The 16,573-nt window shown below is 33.6% G+C and carries 16 protein-coding genes; all 16 read left to right on the forward strand.

Annotated elements, in window-relative coordinates; all coding sequences use genetic code 11:
* The first annotated feature begins 168 nt into the window (after window positions 1–168).
* The 16 genes from EKM03_RS09780 (at window position 169) to EKM03_RS09855 (ending at window position 16,487) form a co-directional block, all read left to right on the forward strand.
* Complete coding sequence (locus EKM03_RS09780) at window positions 169–1,788, forward strand: ABC-F family ATP-binding cassette domain-containing protein (protein ID WP_126453416.1); 1,620 nt, start codon at window positions 169–171, stop codon at window positions 1,786–1,788.
* An 822-nt stretch (window positions 1,789–2,610) separates the two neighbouring features.
* Window positions 2,611–3,369, forward strand: a complete 759-nt coding sequence (locus EKM03_RS09785; protein ID WP_158614866.1) for a DUF4382 domain-containing protein — start codon at window positions 2,611–2,613, stop codon at window positions 3,367–3,369.
* Between the two features lie 46 nt (window positions 3,370–3,415).
* On the forward strand, window positions 3,416–3,712 hold the full coding sequence (locus EKM03_RS09790) for a DUF418 domain-containing protein (protein WP_126555707.1): 297 nt from the start codon (window positions 3,416–3,418) through the stop codon (window positions 3,710–3,712).
* 81 nt (window positions 3,713–3,793) lie between these two features.
* Entirely contained in the window at window positions 3,794–4,333 is a 540-nt protein-coding gene (gene pyrR / locus EKM03_RS09795) for a bifunctional pyr operon transcriptional regulator/uracil phosphoribosyltransferase PyrR (protein ID WP_126555710.1), read from the forward strand.
* Window positions 4,334–4,379: 46 nt separating this feature from the next.
* The gene (locus EKM03_RS09800) at window positions 4,380–5,306 is read left to right on the forward strand and encodes an aspartate carbamoyltransferase catalytic subunit (RefSeq protein ID WP_126555712.1); all 927 of its coding nucleotides are present in this window, start codon (window positions 4,380–4,382) and stop codon (window positions 5,304–5,306) included.
* Between the two features lie 77 nt (window positions 5,307–5,383).
* The gene (locus tag EKM03_RS09805; RefSeq protein WP_126459918.1) at window positions 5,384–5,716 is read left to right on the forward strand and encodes a ribonuclease Z; all 333 of its coding nucleotides are present in this window, start codon (window positions 5,384–5,386) and stop codon (window positions 5,714–5,716) included.
* 95 nt (window positions 5,717–5,811) lie between these two features.
* A complete protein-coding gene (locus EKM03_RS09810) occupies window positions 5,812–6,717 on the forward strand; it encodes a ribonuclease Z (protein WP_126459916.1) in 906 nt (301 codons plus the stop codon).
* A 96-nt stretch (window positions 6,718–6,813) separates the two neighbouring features.
* Window positions 6,814–7,458, forward strand: coding sequence for a pyridoxamine 5'-phosphate oxidase (gene pdxH / locus EKM03_RS09815; protein WP_126562184.1), 645 nt, complete (start codon window positions 6,814–6,816; stop codon window positions 7,456–7,458).
* 165 nt (window positions 7,459–7,623) lie between these two features.
* Window positions 7,624–8,127, forward strand: a complete 504-nt coding sequence (locus EKM03_RS09820) for a CAP domain-containing protein (RefSeq protein WP_126562183.1) — start codon at window positions 7,624–7,626, stop codon at window positions 8,125–8,127.
* A 413-nt stretch (window positions 8,128–8,540) separates the two neighbouring features.
* Window positions 8,541–9,395 carry a S1 RNA-binding domain-containing protein gene (locus tag EKM03_RS09825; RefSeq protein WP_126454843.1) on the forward strand — a complete coding sequence of 285 codons (855 nt, stop codon included), beginning with the start codon at window positions 8,541–8,543 and terminating at the stop codon, window positions 9,393–9,395.
* A gap of 876 nt (window positions 9,396–10,271) precedes the next feature.
* A complete protein-coding gene (locus EKM03_RS09830; protein ID WP_126459908.1) occupies window positions 10,272–11,102 on the forward strand; it encodes a 1,4-dihydroxy-2-naphthoyl-CoA synthase in 831 nt (276 codons plus the stop codon).
* A 175-nt stretch (window positions 11,103–11,277) separates the two neighbouring features.
* Window positions 11,278–11,799, forward strand: coding sequence for a PH domain-containing protein (locus EKM03_RS09835; RefSeq protein ID WP_126555721.1), 522 nt, complete (start codon window positions 11,278–11,280; stop codon window positions 11,797–11,799).
* On the forward strand, window positions 11,799–13,313 hold the full coding sequence (locus EKM03_RS09840) for a PH domain-containing protein (RefSeq protein ID WP_126555724.1): 1,515 nt from the start codon (window positions 11,799–11,801) through the stop codon (window positions 13,311–13,313). Before EKM03_RS09835 ends, EKM03_RS09840 begins: the two co-directional genes overlap by 1 nt.
* Before the next feature lie 85 nt (window positions 13,314–13,398).
* Entirely contained in the window at window positions 13,399–14,361 is a 963-nt protein-coding gene (gene menA, locus EKM03_RS09845) for a 1,4-dihydroxy-2-naphthoate octaprenyltransferase (RefSeq protein WP_126740302.1), read from the forward strand.
* A gap of 54 nt (window positions 14,362–14,415) precedes the next feature.
* Window positions 14,416–15,093, forward strand: a complete 678-nt coding sequence (locus EKM03_RS09850) for a metal-dependent hydrolase (protein ID WP_126454851.1) — start codon at window positions 14,416–14,418, stop codon at window positions 15,091–15,093.
* 185 nt (window positions 15,094–15,278) lie between these two features.
* Entirely contained in the window at window positions 15,279–16,487 is a 1,209-nt protein-coding gene (locus EKM03_RS09855) for a M48 family metallopeptidase (protein ID WP_126740304.1), read from the forward strand.
* Window positions 16,488–16,573 lie beyond the last annotated feature (86 nt).

The raw sequence follows: 16,573 nt of genomic DNA on the forward strand, positions 1-16,573 counted from the left end.
GCTTTATGAAGTAAGAATTTTGAAATCCTGATAATTTGTGTCAGGATTTTTTTCTGTTAATTGTTGTTCTAATCCGTAAATTAAAACCGTTAAAAATGGATTTTTTTGGAATTCAGTAAATCGTTATTTTTTTCGTATTTTTGCAAAAATTTTATAAAATAAATATTCATGTTAACAGTAAATAATTTATCAGTTCAGTTTGGCAAACGAATTTTGTTTGACGAAGTAAATACTACCTTCACTCACGGTAATATCTACGGAGTTATCGGAGCCAATGGCGCTGGAAAATCTACTTTTCTTAAAATAATCGCCGGGGAAATGGACCCAACTTCGGGACATATTCATTTGGAACCAGGAAAACGTATGTCGGTTTTAAACCAAAACCACAATATGTTTGACGAAAGCACCGTATTGGAGACCGTTATGATGGGGAATAAAACCTTGTATGCGATCAAAAAAGAAATGGATGCTTTATATTTAGATTACAATGATTCAAATGCGGACAGGATAGGCGAGTTACAAGTGCAATTTGAAGAGATGAACGGTTGGAATGCTGATTCCGACGCGGCATCGATGTTATCAAATCTAGGCATTACAGAGGAACATCATTATACTTTAATGGGAGATCTTGAGGGAAAAATTAAAGTTCGTGTCCTTTTGGCACAAGCGCTTTTTGGAAATCCGGATTTACTTATTATGGATGAGCCTACCAATGATCTGGATTTTGAAACCATTGCCTGGTTAGAGAATTTCTTGGCCAATTATGAAAATACCGTAATTGTAGTTTCTCACGACAGACACTTTTTGGATTCCGTTTGTACACATATTTCGGATATAGATTTCAGTAAAATAAATCATTATTCCGGAAACTATACATTCTGGTATGAATCAAGTCAATTAGCAGCAAAACAACGCGCGCAACAAAACAAAAAAGCAGAAGAAAAGAAACAGGAATTAGAAGAATTTATTCGTCGTTTTAGTGCGAATGTAGCCAAATCAAAACAAGCTACTTCTCGTAAAAAAATGATTAGCAAGCTGAATATTTCCGAAATAAAACCATCAAGTCGTCGTTATCCGGCAATTATTTTTGACCAAGAGCGTGAGGCAGGAGATCAAATTTTGAATGTGCAAAATTTAAGCGCTTCTGTAGATGGAGATATTTTATTTAAAGGCGTAGATTTGAATATGGCCAAAGGCGATAAAATCGTTCTTTTCTCAAAAGATTCACGTGCCACTACCGCTTTCTACGAAATTCTAAATGGAAATCAAAAAGCGGATTCCGGAACTTATGATTGGGGAGTTACAACAAACCAAGCGTATTTACCAGGAGATAATCATTCGTTTTTCGAAAACGATTATTCTCTTGTAGATTGGTTGCGTCAATGGGTAAAAACTGAAGAGGAGCGTGATGAAGTAAATATTCGTAGTTTTCTTGGAAAAATGATTTTTTCAGGAGAAGAAGCCTTAAAAACCTGCAGAGTATTATCCGGAGGAGAAAAAGTGCGTTGCATGTTGTCTCGAATGATGATGGAACGAGCGAATGTTTTAATGCTGGATGAACCTACCAATCACTTGGATTTAGAGTCCATTACAGCTTTTAATAATTCATTAAAAAACTACAAAGGTTCTGTGATTTTCACCACTCATGATCATGAATTCTCGCAAACGGTTGCTAATAGAGTAATTGAATTAACGCCTAATGGAGCGATTGACCGTTACATGACTTTTGATGATTACCTAGATGATGAAAAAGTTCAGGAATTGAGAGCTAAAATGTATATTGTATAAAAAGTAATTTATATTTAAGATTAAAAATATCCCGCAATTGCGGGATATTTTTATTAAAAGAAGTTTTTAATTGTCAATCTTAATTAAACGATCATTATTTCTTACCGAAAATCTTATTAATGATAAAAATGATAATAACGATAACGGCAACAACTATAAATATACCAACACCTACTCCAGCTTTGAATATTCCTCCTATTATTGAACAACTTGAAAATGATATTAGTACCAATGAAAGCATTAATAGTCTGGTTAATTTTTTTAGCATGATTTCTATCTTTAATTTGAAATATAAAATTACAGGTTTCAAGTATAGCGTTGTTACATAATTATTTAAGTTTATTGTGAAATTTAGAGGATAAAATCACAAAATAGTGGTTAACCACCATAATTAAACATAAAAGTAATATAATAAAACCAAAGATGATATTATATTAGAAGATGAATTTAAAGAATTATTAGGTCATAATTTCATTAATATTCTATCAAAAGAAAAACGTGTTGTAGATGAATATGGTCAAATCTTTGAAAATTTGATTAAAATCAACCAAAAAGTAACTGATGAATTATTTTACCTCTGTAGACCTCCGCCTATGATGGAAGCAATAGAAAAGCAATTAACAGTTTTACATGTCAAAAAAGACCGCATTGTAAAGGAAAAAATTTAATGCATAATAAAGTCTTATAGTACTGCTGTTTTAATGTGTGAATCCTATAACTTAATACTAAAGTTATGTAACAAATTTTTTTCACGTTGCTTTTAAATTTACTAAATATTTTAAAGTATTTTATAACTATAAAAAACAATTGAAAATGAAAAAAATGAAAATTATTCTATCTTTCTTCGTATTAGGAATTATTATGACTTCATGTAATAACAACGAAGAAATAGCTTCAAGTTATCCTTATCAAGTAAAAATGACTGACGCTCCGGGGCCATATCAAAAAGTAAATATTGATTTACTAGGTGTAGAAGTAACTGGAGATGCTGGAGAAACGGTAACGTTGAATGTTAAGAAAGGAATTTATAACCTACTTGATTTTTCTAACGGCGAAAGTACTCTTATTGCTACTGACACCTTACAAATTTCTAAAGTTGCTCAAATTAGACTTATACTTGGAACAAACAATACGGTAGTTGTTGATAATGTAACCTATCCTTTGAATACTCCAAGTGCTGAACAATCAGGACTGAAATTACAAGTACACCAAACACTTGAACAAGGAATTTTGTATAGTGTTTTACTTGATTTTGATGCGAATAAATCAATTGTGAATACAGGAAATGGTGCTTATAAATTGAAACCTGTTGTTAGAACAATTGAAGCGGCTATAAGTGGTAACATTAAAGGTAAAATTACTCCGGTAGGCAGTTTAGCTGTAGTCACTGCTGTTGATGTTCTTACGAGTTTATCTTATTCAACAAACGCAAATGCAAGCGGTGAATTTTTAGTTATAGGTCTTCCTTCAGGGACTTACAACGTAACTATGACTCCTGTTTTACCTTTATTGCCTGTAACAAAAAGTACTATCGTAGTGACCATTGGTAATACAACTGATATAGGAACAACTGCATTTTAAAAAGTATAAATAAATTTGTTACGTTAAACACTTAATTTTTTATTAATTGAGTATTTTTTTTATCATAAAGAATGCTGTTAATAACGTATTTTCTAAGTTTATTCCGTTTGGAAAAATGAGCCTTACAAATTATATATTTCAGTCAGCAATTGGCGTATTTATTTATTACCGATATGGGTTGGGACTTTTTAAATATACTGGCGCTATCTTTTGCTTATTGATAGGATTTGCATTGTTTTTTATCCAATTATATTTTTGTAAATGGTGGCTTGAAACCCACAAGCAAGGACTTTTAGAAATGATTTGGCATAAAGCCACATGGATTTCATGGGGCAAATCCTAAATGCTGCTATTTTCTCCCTTTTTAATTATAATATCATAAATTGGAATTTGTATATTTGCCAAACCAAACTACACAATTACTATGAGTCAAAAAGTATTACTTACTGCAAAAGAAGTTACTATCATATTACATCGTTTGGCTTGTCAATTAATAGAAAAACATTTAGATTTTTCAGATACAATATTAGTTGGAATCCAACCAAGAGGTGTTTTTTTGGCGGAGCGATTGAAACAAATTCTGGAAAAAGAATATCAAACTCCTGAAATTCAATTAGGTTATCTGGACATTACCTTTTTCAGAGATGATTTTAGAAGAACAGATAAGCCATTAGAAGCCAATAAAACCAAGATTAATTTTATTGTTGAAAATAAAAAAGTCATTTTCATAGATGATGTCCTGTTCACCGGACGAAGCATACGCTCAGCTTTGACTGCTATACAATCTTTTGGGCGACCTTCGGAAATTGAACTGCTGGTTTTGATAGACAGACGTTTCAGTCGCAATTTACCCATTCAACCGGATTATAGAGGCAGACAGGTAGACGCAATAAATGATGAAAAAGTAAAAGTGAGCTGGAAAGAAAATGACGGAGAAGATGGTGTGTATTTAATTACAAGTTAGATTTAAAACAAAAGCCACCTATTAAAAACTATAATCGTAAATAAAAATGAAAGAATTAAGCGTAAATCATTTATTAGGGATAAAATACATCAACAAGAATGATATTGACCTGATTTTTGAAACTGCCGATCATTTTAAAGAAGTCATTAATCGACCAATTAAGAAAGTGCCTTCGTTACGAGATATTACCATTGCCAATATTTTCTTCGAAAACAGTACCAGAACAAAACTTTCTTTTGAATTAGCACAAAAACGGTTGTCTGCAGATGTTATTAGCTTTTCGGCAGCACAATCTTCTGTCAAAAAGGGAGAAACATTAATAGATACCGTAAACAATATCCTTTCGATGAAAGTAGATATGGTGGTGATGCGGCACGCGAATCCAGGCGCTGCTTATTTCTTGTCCAAAAACGTAAAAGCCAGCATCGTCAACGCAGGAGATGGTGCACACGAACATCCTACACAAGCGTTGTTAGACAGCTATTCCATTCGAGAAAAACTAGGTGAAGTAGCCGGAAAGAAAGTGGTCATTGTAGGTGATGTTTTGCATTCCAGAGTCGCTTTGTCCAACATCTATGCGTTGCAAATGCAAGGCGCTGAGGTCAAAGTTTGCGGCCCTAAAACACTTATTCCAAGACATATTGAATCGCTTGGCGTTACTGTGGAACCTAATTTAAGAAAAGCATTAGAATGGTGTGATGTTGCCAATATGTTACGTGTGCAAAATGAACGTATGGATGTCAATTATTTTCCATCCACAAGGGAATATGCACAACTATATGGAGTTGATAAACCACTTTTGGATTCTCTTAATAAAGAAATTATAATTATGCATCCCGGACCTATTAATCGCGGTGTAGAGATTACAAGTGAAGTGGCTGATTCCCATCAATCCGTGATTTTGAACCAAGTAGAAAATGGTGTAGCAATTAGAATGGCGGTTATTTATCTTTTGGCTTCAAAAATTCAATAAACTAATTTAAAACTTTGTAAATTAGCTACTTATAAACCATACTGCTATTAAAGATGCAGTCTCTGAAATTTAATACAATGAAAGTAGATCAAAAAGGACATACGATAACGATTAGGGATACTCAGGGTGATTTTACTTCTTTTTTAATGAAGGTTACCCATCAATATAAAACATTCGAAAAACACAACATAATAATTGATCTTTTGTTGCATAACGATTTGTCAACAAATGATGTTAAATTATTTATGCCATTGTCAAAACAACATAAAAAAGCTAAAAAATCTTTTGTAATTGTCACTTCTGATTTTGATTACAATGCCATTCCTGAGAAATTAACTGTGGTGCCTTCACTATTAGAGTCTCATGATATTATTGAAATGGAGGAGATTGAAAGAGATTTAGGTTTTTAAGTTAGAACACTCGGTTACTTTTTAACCGCCAAATTTATTTAAACAAATATGAAATAACGATTAAACAGTTAACCAAATAACCGAATAAATTAAACTTGAAACTAACAATCCTCGGTTGCTATGCAGCCACTCCACGAACCTTTACCAATCCTACTTCCCAGATTTTAGACATAAAAAACAGACTTTTTTTGATTGATTGCGGAGAAGGAACCCAAGTGCAATTGCGGAAGAATAAAATACGATTTTCTAAAATAAACCATGTTTTTATTTCCCATTTGCACGGAGACCACTTCTTTGGATTAGTGGGTTTAGTATCCACATTTACTTTGCTCAACAGAACTACGGATTTGCATATTTATGGTCCAAAGGGCATCAAAGAAATTATCAAGTTGCAATTGCGATTGTCTAATTCTTGGACCAATTACGGTTTGTTCTTTCATGAATTGGAATCGCTGGAAAGCGAAATTATTTTTGAAGACGACAAGGTTTTGGTAAAAACCATTCCATTAAAACACCGCGTGTATACAAATGGTTTTTTGTTCCAAGAAAAATTAGGAGACCGAAAACTGAATTTGGATGCCGTTCAAAATTATGAAATAGAGAGTTGCTATTACCAAAAAATAAAAAATGGGAAAGACATCGCGTTGGAAGACGGAAGAATCATAGCAAACGACAAATTGACATTTGATCCTATTCCGGCAAAGAATTATGCATTTTGCTCAGATACTGCTTACAATGAGGAGATACTTCCTATAATTGAAAATATAGATGTGTTGTACCATGAATCTACTTTCCTTCAATCGGAGGAAAATCTGGCCAAAAAAACATTACATTCTACAGCTAAAGAAGCTGCAACCATAGCTTTGAAAGCAAATGCTAAACAATTAGTTTTAGGACATTATTCCACCCGATATGAAAATATCGGATTGTTTAAAGAAGAAGCCGAAACTATTTTCCCCTCAGTACTCTTAGCAGATGATGGAAAAAGCTTTGAGTTTTAAATACAGAAATCAATTTAGAGTATAAAATAGTATTTGGATTTTTTGATAATTTTTATCAAATCATTCAACAATCAAACATTTTTAAAACAATGAAATATGAACGACTTAAGTAATTACAGAAAATCATACGAAAAGAGTGAATTATTAGAATCGAATATTCCGGAAGACCCAATAAATTTGTTTAATCGCTGGTTTCATGAAGTAGAAGATTATGGTGGCGAAAGCGAAGTAAATGCTATGACGGTTGCTACAATAGGTTTAGATGGTTTTCCCAAGTCTAGAGTTGTTTTATTGAAAAAATTTACTGAAGAAGGTTTTATTTTTTATACCAATTACAATTCAGAAAAAGGTAAGGCTATTGCTGAAAATCCTAATGTGTGCCTGTCTTTTTTTTGGCATACTATGGAGCGTCAGGTAATCATTAAAGGAATTGCAAAAAAAACATCGGAAATGACTTCTGATAGTTATTTTGAATCCAGACCTGATGGCAGTAAATTAGGCGCAATAGTTTCTAACCAAAGTGAAGTGATTCCTTCCAGAGGCTATTTAGAGGAAAACCTGAAGCAGTTAGAAAAAGATTTTGAGAGTGTTGTAATTCCGAGACCCAAACACTGGGGCGGATTTTTAGTAACTCCTTTAGAAGTAGAGTTTTGGCAAGGAAGGCCCAATCGATTACATGATAGAATTCGTTATACAAGTCAACACGATTATTCTTGGAAAATGGACAGACTCTCTCCTTAAAGTAGGAAATATACATATATAAATATCTTTATAATGTAGTTAGTCGATTATTTTTGGTAGTTTAACGATAAAAGATGTAATTTTAATTAATAATAAAAAGCATCTATTAATTATTCTTAAAGTTTTTTGCCCCACAATTTACTTTACACTTAAACTACTACTCTTATGAAGCTAAAATTACTTCGTGCGTTATTGCTCGTGACTGTAATATGCACTATGAATTCCTGTTCTTCAGACTCTTCTGATACTCAAACAGCTGATGCCGTAGCAAAGAAAGTAACTGTTTATTCATACAATTCGATCGAAATAGAAACGATGAATTTGATTAATGCTCACAGAGTTCGCAAGGGTTTAACACCTTTAGAAAAAATTAATCACATGTCTTACAAATCAGAAGAACATGATCATTATATGATTGCAAATAATGTAGTGAATCATAATGATTTTGTGGCTCGTTCCGAAAATATAATGAAAACATTAGGAGCCACATCCGTGAGCGAAAATATTGCTTATAATTACAATACACCACAAGCGGCTTTAAATGCTTGGTTAGCCAGTCCTAGTCATAAAGAAAATATAGAGGGTAATTTTACCCATTTTGGAATTGCAATAAAAGAGGATCCTGCAACGGGTAAAAAATATTACACAAATATCTTCGCAAAAATTTAAGTTGAGTATTTTTTTATAATTAAAAGGCTGTCTTCCCCCAAAAGACGGCCTTTTATTTTTTATGAATAGCCAATTATTTTTAAAAAGGTTTAGTGCTATTTTTTTATTTACAAAAAGTCCAATGAATCTACTTTCATTGGACTTTTTGTATTTGTGTAATCTTACGGAATTTTTATTCGTTTATAAAAAAAACAACTAATTTTATTCTAAAGTAGCTCTTTCATTTTTGGTTTACGTCCACTGATGAGTAAAAGATACTAAATAGTCGGCAGTACAACTCATAATGAAACAACGGAAAGTGATGCTTCTGGAAAACCAAAAAACCTCGGATTCGGGCTTTGTTTTTTTGTGGACGGTTTCTTAATTTACTATTTTCAAACTTCGTACCTTTGCACTTTAGAAATTGAAAGAAAATGATTGAAATAGGAAAATACAATACGCTTACCATATTACGCGATACCAAAGTGGGTTTGTTTCTAGGTAATCCAGAAAAAGATCCCGAAGGAATTCACGACATTCTGTTGCCTAACAAATATGTACCAAACGAATTTGAAATAGGCGAGGAGTTGATTGTTTTTGTGTATTTAGACCACGAAGAAAGACCCGTTGCCACCACATTAGAACCGTATATATTATTGAATGAATTTGCGCTTTTGCGTGTGAATTATACCAATCAGATTGGTGCTTTTATGGATTGGGGAATGGAAAAAGATATTTTGGTTCCGTTCAAAGAGCAGGCGCGTCCTATGGAAAAAGGCAAACGCTACTTGGTTTATCTTTATATGGACGAAAAAACTAATCGTTTGGTGGCTTCCAGTAAAACCAACCAATTTCTAAAAAATGAGGAGCTAACGGTTGAAAAAGGAGAAGAAGTGGATTTGATTGTTTCGCACATTACTGAAATAGGAATTAACGTAATTATCAACGAGAAACATAAAGGTTTGTTGTACAAAGATGAAGTGTATGATGATGCAATTCGAACAGGAGACCGCATGCGCGGCTACATTAAGACGATTCGCCCTGATAATAAAATTGATGTGGCATTGCAGGTTCAGGGGTACCAAAGTATCGAGCCCAATGCAGATAAAATTCTAGATGAGTTAAGAGCCAGCAGAGGTTTTTTGCGTTTGACGGACAATTCACACCCGGAAGACATTAAAACAGTTTTAAAAATGAGCAAGAAAACCTTCAAGAAAGCCATTGGTGCTTTATACCGAGAGAAATTAATCGAAATCAAGGAAGACGGAATTTACTTAATTAAGGAGTAAAATAATACCAACACTATTTTTATGTTTTATCGTTTGCAACCATTAAAAAATTTAGGAAGTTTAGTCAAGGAGCATATTCTTACTGTAGATTAATTTCTAAATGATTTAGAAAAAATATAAAATGTTTAAACAATGTTCAATGTAAATTAAAAAAAGAAAGACTAATCGGTATGATTAGTCTTTCTCTTTTTAATATTGTTTTAGAATAATAAATTCTGACAACATTAAAATAAATTGGATGTTCAAAGTAACTTTATCCACCTCTAACACTATAGTATTCAGGATACTATTTTTAAAACAATAACGTAAGCATAAAGTACTTTAAAGAATAGTTTGTCTTTAAATGTCCAGTCAGTTGCGTAGCATTTTTGAAAATAATTTCACAATAAAGCCACTGGTTTTATATATATTGGAAGATAATTTTCTAAACAATTGTTTATTAATGTCTCACTTATGCAAGAACAAGAAAAATAGCTCTTTAGTTAACCGTGGGTGTTACTTTTATTTTTACTGCTGAAGCAAATGATTTTCTCATAAACTCGTTAATCAGGGCTTTTGAAATAGTGTTATAAGTTATTACCGTAGAAAAACGAGTGACAACATTTTTAATGATATTCAATACATTCTTTTTTTAGGTTAATAAATCAGTGAAAAATCAATAATTAAATGAGATAAATAATTCGTATTTATCTGATTAGCTGATTATAAAGTTAGAAATAATTTGGATTCCCAACTGTTAAAACGCTATTTTTTGGTCGTTTTTTAACATTACAAAGCCTTTAATGAGAGAAATATTACCATAAGCTTGTCTAAATAGAATAGATAAAATGTAAAAAATGATTTATTTTTACACTATAATAATTAAAATCAATTGTAATGGATTGGATTACTGCTAAAGAATACGAAGATATCACTTATAAGAAATGCAATGGCGTTGCCAGAATTGCTTTTAACAGGCCGGATGTGCGCAATGCATTTCGTCCAAAAACGACAGCTGAATTGTATAATGCCTTTTATGATGCGCAGGAAGATACTTCAATTGGAGTAGTTTTACTTTCTGCCGAAGGACCTTCTTCTAAGGATGGCGTATATTCTTTTTGTAGCGGAGGCGATCAAAACGCACGTGGTCATCAAGGATATGTAGGCGATGACGGACAGCATCGTTTGAACATCTTAGAAGTACAACGCTTAATCCGATTCATGCCAAAAGTAGTTATCGCCGTAGTTCCTGGATGGGCTGTAGGCGGCGGACATAGTTTACATGTGGTCTGCGATTTGACTTTGGCAAGTAAAGAACACGCTATTTTCAAACAAACTGATGCCGATGTAACCAGTTTTGATGGTGGATATGGTTCAGCTTATTTAGCTAAAATGGTGGGACAGAAAAAAGCACGTGAAATTTTCTTTTTGGGACGTAATTATTCGGCTCAGGATGCTATGGATATGGGAATGGTGAACGCTGTGATTCCTCACGCTGAATTAGAAAATACGGCTTACGAATGGGCGCAGGAAATCTTGCAAAAATCTCCAATGGCTATTAAAATGCTAAAATTTGCGATGAATCTTACGGATGATGGAATGGTGGGACAACAGGTTTTTGCCGGTGAGGCCACTAGACTTGCCTATATGACCGAAGAAGCTAAAGAAGGCAGGAATGCTTTTCTTGAGAAAAGAAAACCGAATTTTGAGAAAAAATGGTTGCCGTAATTGAGTATTCAGTTATTAGTGTTCAGTAGTCGGTCGCCATCAAGAACGCAGTCGTAATTTGTCATTTCGACGAAGAAGAAATCTCATTAACAGTTTCAGTAATCAGACTCAAAAGACTCAAATAAAAACGTCGCGCCTTAGTGGTCTTTGTGGCAAAAAAAACTAAAATTTACAAATGGAAAATTTCACAAACGAAACAATTGATACGGGCCAACTTCCAAAATTTGAGAAAGTCACTTTTATGAATTTACATCCTAAATATATTAGGGTAGTATTGATTAATTTGGCGTTATTTATTGGCATACTTATTCTTGTTCCAATATTAATTTCAACATTTAAACCGGAACTGTTTTCAGGAAGAGTCTGGTTGATTATAGGAGCTGTTATTCCCGTATTCTCAGCTTTGTTGGTAGTGTTTTCTATTATTGGATTCCATAAAAAAGGATTTGCATTCAGGGAACACGATGTGCTTTTCAGACACGGAATAATTGCTACAAATACGATTGTAATTCCTTATAACAGAGTGCAACATGTGGCATTGCATGAAGGACTGATTTCACGTTATTTTGGTTTGGCCAAAATTGAAATTTTTACTGCTGGCGGAAATTCCAGTGATATTGAAATTCCCGGAATTGAAAAAGAACAAGCCGAAAATATCAAACAGTTGTTGATGGGTAAAATACAAAAGCAATTGTAATGGGAGCCGATTTTAGTCAGCCACAGAGGCAATCTTCAATAGGGATTTTAGTGATGTTTTTTTACACGCTTCAGTATTACGCCAGAGCGTTGTGGCCTATGATTGTGATTTGGATTTTCAAGTTTGATGAGGTTAATAAATTGTATTTTTTCTTTGGGATGCTTGCCCTCTTTGTGAGTGTTGGAGTTGTTTCTTATTTGAAATACCTGAATTTCACTTTCTTTTTGGATGCCGAAAATCAGGAATTTATAATTACAGATGGCGTTTTCAATAAAACCAAAACCGCGATTCAGCTGCGTAAAATCCAACAGGTAAATATCAATCAGTCTTTTATTCAAAAATTAATTGGAGTTTATGAATTGGATGTAGACACAGCCGGAAGCAATAAAAAAGAAGGCGCTATTCAAGCGATTTCGCAAGAACTGGCTTTGGAATTGAAATTTCGTTTGTTAGAAAACGAAGATATAAAGAATGAAATTGGCGCTGAAGAAACTGTATTGGAGGAAACCGAGCAAAAACTATTTGAAGCTGCGCATCCTTTTATTAAAATCAGTTTTTTGAGTTTGCTGAAAGTTGGAATTACATCTAATTATGGCAGAAGTATCGCTCTATTGGTAATTTTTTTTAGTACTATATATGAGAATTTTCAAAATTTTGGAGAAGAAAGCAATGCTTATAAGGAGAAAGTAGGATTATACATTGATAAAAATGTAGTGTTGCAAACTATTTTAATATCAATACTGTTGTTGTTTGTTGTGGTTCTGGTTGTAAATGTGATCCGTACGGTTTTTAAATATTATGATTATAGAATAGCGAGACAAAAAGGATCTTTGTTGTTGTCTTTTGGCTTGTTGAATACGAAAAGCACTATCATCAAACCTGAAAAAGTTCAGATCACGTCCGTTACCAGAAATTATTTCCAAAAAAAAATGGGAATTTTAGAACTACAAATCAAACAAGCTACCGGGGGTGAAAAGGAAGAACGGAAATCAATAATAGAAATTCCGGGATGCAGTGAAGCCGAAAGAGATTCCATATTGACGTTATTATTTCATCAAATTCCTGAAAAGGGAGTAATGCTTCAGCCTAATTTTCGTAAACTTGTTTTTTCTGTTATTCTTTCAATAGGATTACCTTTGTTTGGTTTTATGGCAGTTGGTCATTGGATTGAACCTATAATTTTTGAATATAATTATGTGATGCCAATTTATGTGATTTTTATTGGAGCAATCCAGTATTTTAAATTCAAAAATGACCGATTGTTTATCCACGAGAATTTTATAATAAAGCAAAGTGGCGCTTGGGATGTGAGCAATGATATTATTGAACCCAGTAAAATACAAGCGATTACAACGTCGCAGCTTTTTTGGCATAAAAAGTTGGATATTGGTTCCATAACATTGCATACCGCAGGAGGAAATATCGCTTTTCAATTAGGGAATTATTCAGTACTACAACAACAAGTTAATTTTTGGTTGTACGAAATAGAAACTTCCGATAGCAATTGGATGTAAATAAAATGGTTTAAAGTTTAAGGTTTAAAGTTGTTTTTTACAATAAAGCTTAAGTTTTAAACTTCAAACTTTTAAATAAAAAAATATGAAAGATTGGATTGAAGCCGCACGTTTACGAACCTTACCCTTATCGGTTTCTGGAATAATAGTTGGAAGTATGTACGCTTTGGCACACCCAACAGATAACATATTAACGCCTACGGAAGTCTTTAACTGGCGATTGTTTGGTTTTGCAATATTGACAACATTAGGATTGCAAATACTGTCCAATTTTGCCAATGATTACGGTGACGGAATGAAAGGAACGGACAATGAAGATCGGGTAGGACCAAAACGTGCCATACAAAGCGGTGTGATTACTCCGCAAGCCATGAAACGCGCCATGATCATAACATCAGCTTTGACGTTGCTTTCAGCGATGCTATTGATTTATTATGCGTTTAGAGATACAAATTTATGGTTTTCCTTGTTTTATTTGGTTTTGGGAATTCTTTCAATTGTCTCTGCGATTCGCTATACGGTTGGGAATACGGCATATGGTTACCGTGGATTTGGCGATGTGTTTGTCTTTGTATTTTTCGGTTTGGTGAGTACTTTAGGAGTGAATTTTTTATATTCTAAACAATTGGATGCGTTGTTGGTTTTACCTGCAATAGCCATTGGATTATTGAGTGTAGGTGTTTTAAATCTGAATAATATGCGAGACGAAGCATCAGATAAAAAATCAAATAAAAACACGATTGTCGTAAAAATTGGCGGTGCCAAAGCTAAAATATACCATTATATTCTGATTGTAACCGCAATGGTTTTAGTATTGATTTTTGCAATTACAGATGATTTTCACTTTGATCAATACTTGTTTTTATTGTCGTATATCCCTTTGACTAAACATTTGATTACTGTCTATAAAAACCAAAACCCTAAGGAATTAGATCCCGAATTAAAAAAGCTGGCATTGAGTACTTTTGCACTTTCAATTTTATTGTCATTAGGTATGATTTATTTCTTTTCGGATATAATTGTAAACACTTTTTTAGGGGGGAGATAAAATAATAATCTAAATACGGAATCCTTTAATCATTCTATTTTTAAATTTAAAAAGATGAAAATAACATTTTACGGTCACGGGGCATTAGGGATAGAAGTTGGCGGCAAACATATTATTGTAGATCCGTACATTTCTGCAAATCCCAATGCAGCTCACATTGACATTGATACGTTAAAAGCCGATTATATTTTAGTGACACATGCTCACGGAGACCATATTCTGGATGTCGATGCGATAGCTAAAAGAACGAATGCGGTAATTGTTTCTAACGCTGAAATTGCCGGTTATTATGGTGCAAAAGGCTTTCAATCGCATCCTATGAATCACGGTGGAAGCTGGAATTTCGATTTTGGAAAACTGAAATATGTAAATGCCATTCATTCCAGTTCGTTTCCTGATGGCAGTTATGGAGGAAATCCTGGCGGTTTTGTCATCGAAGGGGAACATAAAAACATCTACATTGCTGGTGATACAGCGCTTACTATGGATATGAAACTCATTCCTATGCGGACCAAACTCGATTTAGCCATTCTGCCCATAGGTGATAATTTTACCATGGATGTTGAAGATGCGATTGTCGCTTCTGATTTCTTGGACTGCGATAAAATTCTGGGGTATCATTACGACACTTTCGGTTATATCGAAATTGATCATGAAGATGCTATTCGTAAATTCTTCAATAAAGGAAAAGATCTCATGTTGTTAGAGATAGGAAGTTCCATAGAGTTGTAATTTTTTTATTTGAAGCTAATCCAGCTATCCGTTGCAATCTTTTATCACCCTGTCAGGGTTTGAAACCCTGACAGGGTGATAAAAGGATTTTTACTTCTATCTGGGCTAGGGTTTGCCGGTACCAAACTTCGTAGTTAATTTTACTAAAACGTTGTTCGCTCTGGTGTTTAAATTTTATATCAATCATGCAAAAAAAGAATTTCATTTTTTTATTTCTGTTTCTAATTTCAACAAATACTATTTTTTCTCAGAAAGATGGCTATTGGGATAAAACCCGTGCTACAACCGAAGAAATTACAGTTTCCGCCAGAGATAGAATCGTTATAAAAACTCAAGATTTCCCTGAAGGAACTACCGAGGTCGTATACAGAATAACGCTTTTGGATAAAAATCAGCAAATGGTAGGCAGTTTAGTTTCGGTTTTAAAAGCTATTCCAGACCCAACAGGAATCAGTCAAGGTTCAGCAGGAGCAGTTTTTATCTTGTCGAAAATATCAGGTGATGATAAATGCAAGTATGCTGTTTTCTCTAGCGATGAATTAGCCACACAATATAAAGAAAGTGGCAAAACGGATGATGCTTGTTTGGTTCAAGACACGCCGGTGAGTAAAGATGCCAAACGACTTTCTACTGAGAAATCTACTTGTATGCGATCGAATTCGGGAAATTTATGGTTTGGTTTCGAAAGTAAAAACTGGATCATGAACCAAAAAATCATTCTCGAAGTCGTGCCGTGGGTCGATAATAAACTCAGTCGCGGATGGACTTTAGCAAACAGAAAAGCAATAATTGAACAATGCAAAACTTCTAATTTGGCTCAAAAAATGACCAATTCAGATGATTTTTGTGTTTGTATTCTCGATAAAATCCAAACCAAGTACAAGTTTAAGGAATTCCAGAAATTATTAGCTGTAGAGCGCACTAAGGCGTTCAGGGATTTTGGGAATAGTTGTTTTGGTGAAAGTAGTCTTTCAAAAAGCGTGTATGACGATTTGCGTAAGCAAGCCGCTATGTTGGCTAAACAAGGAATGCAAGGTGAGGCAATCACGAAATTGACAACGATTATCAATGACGGAAAAGCAACTGCTTTGGATTATAATGCGATAGGTAGCAGTTATGTTTTGACGAAGCAATACGGCAAAGCAATTAAATTCCTGAAAGAAGGTGAGAAAATAGACGATACAGAGTTATTGATAAAGCTGAATTTGGCGCACGCGTATTTATTGAATGATAATTTTTCGTCTGCAAAAGCCATCTATAAAGAGTATCAGTCTCAAAACGTAACGGATAGTTTGAGTTGGACTCAAAAAGTAAAACAAGATTTCGCAGCTTTTAAGAAAGTTGGGATTAAAAATGATGATTTTGAAAGAGTTTTGAAGTTAATGGATAAATAAATCGAACTTTAAAGCTTATATGCCTTATATGTTTTAAAGAAGCAACAATTCTTTTACCATATAACGCATATAAATTTTAATAAAAT

The sequence above is a fragment of the Flavobacterium sp. GSP6 genome (genome assembly GCF_003984855.1).
Taxonomy (GTDB): Bacteria; Bacteroidota; Bacteroidia; order Flavobacteriales; family Flavobacteriaceae; genus Flavobacterium.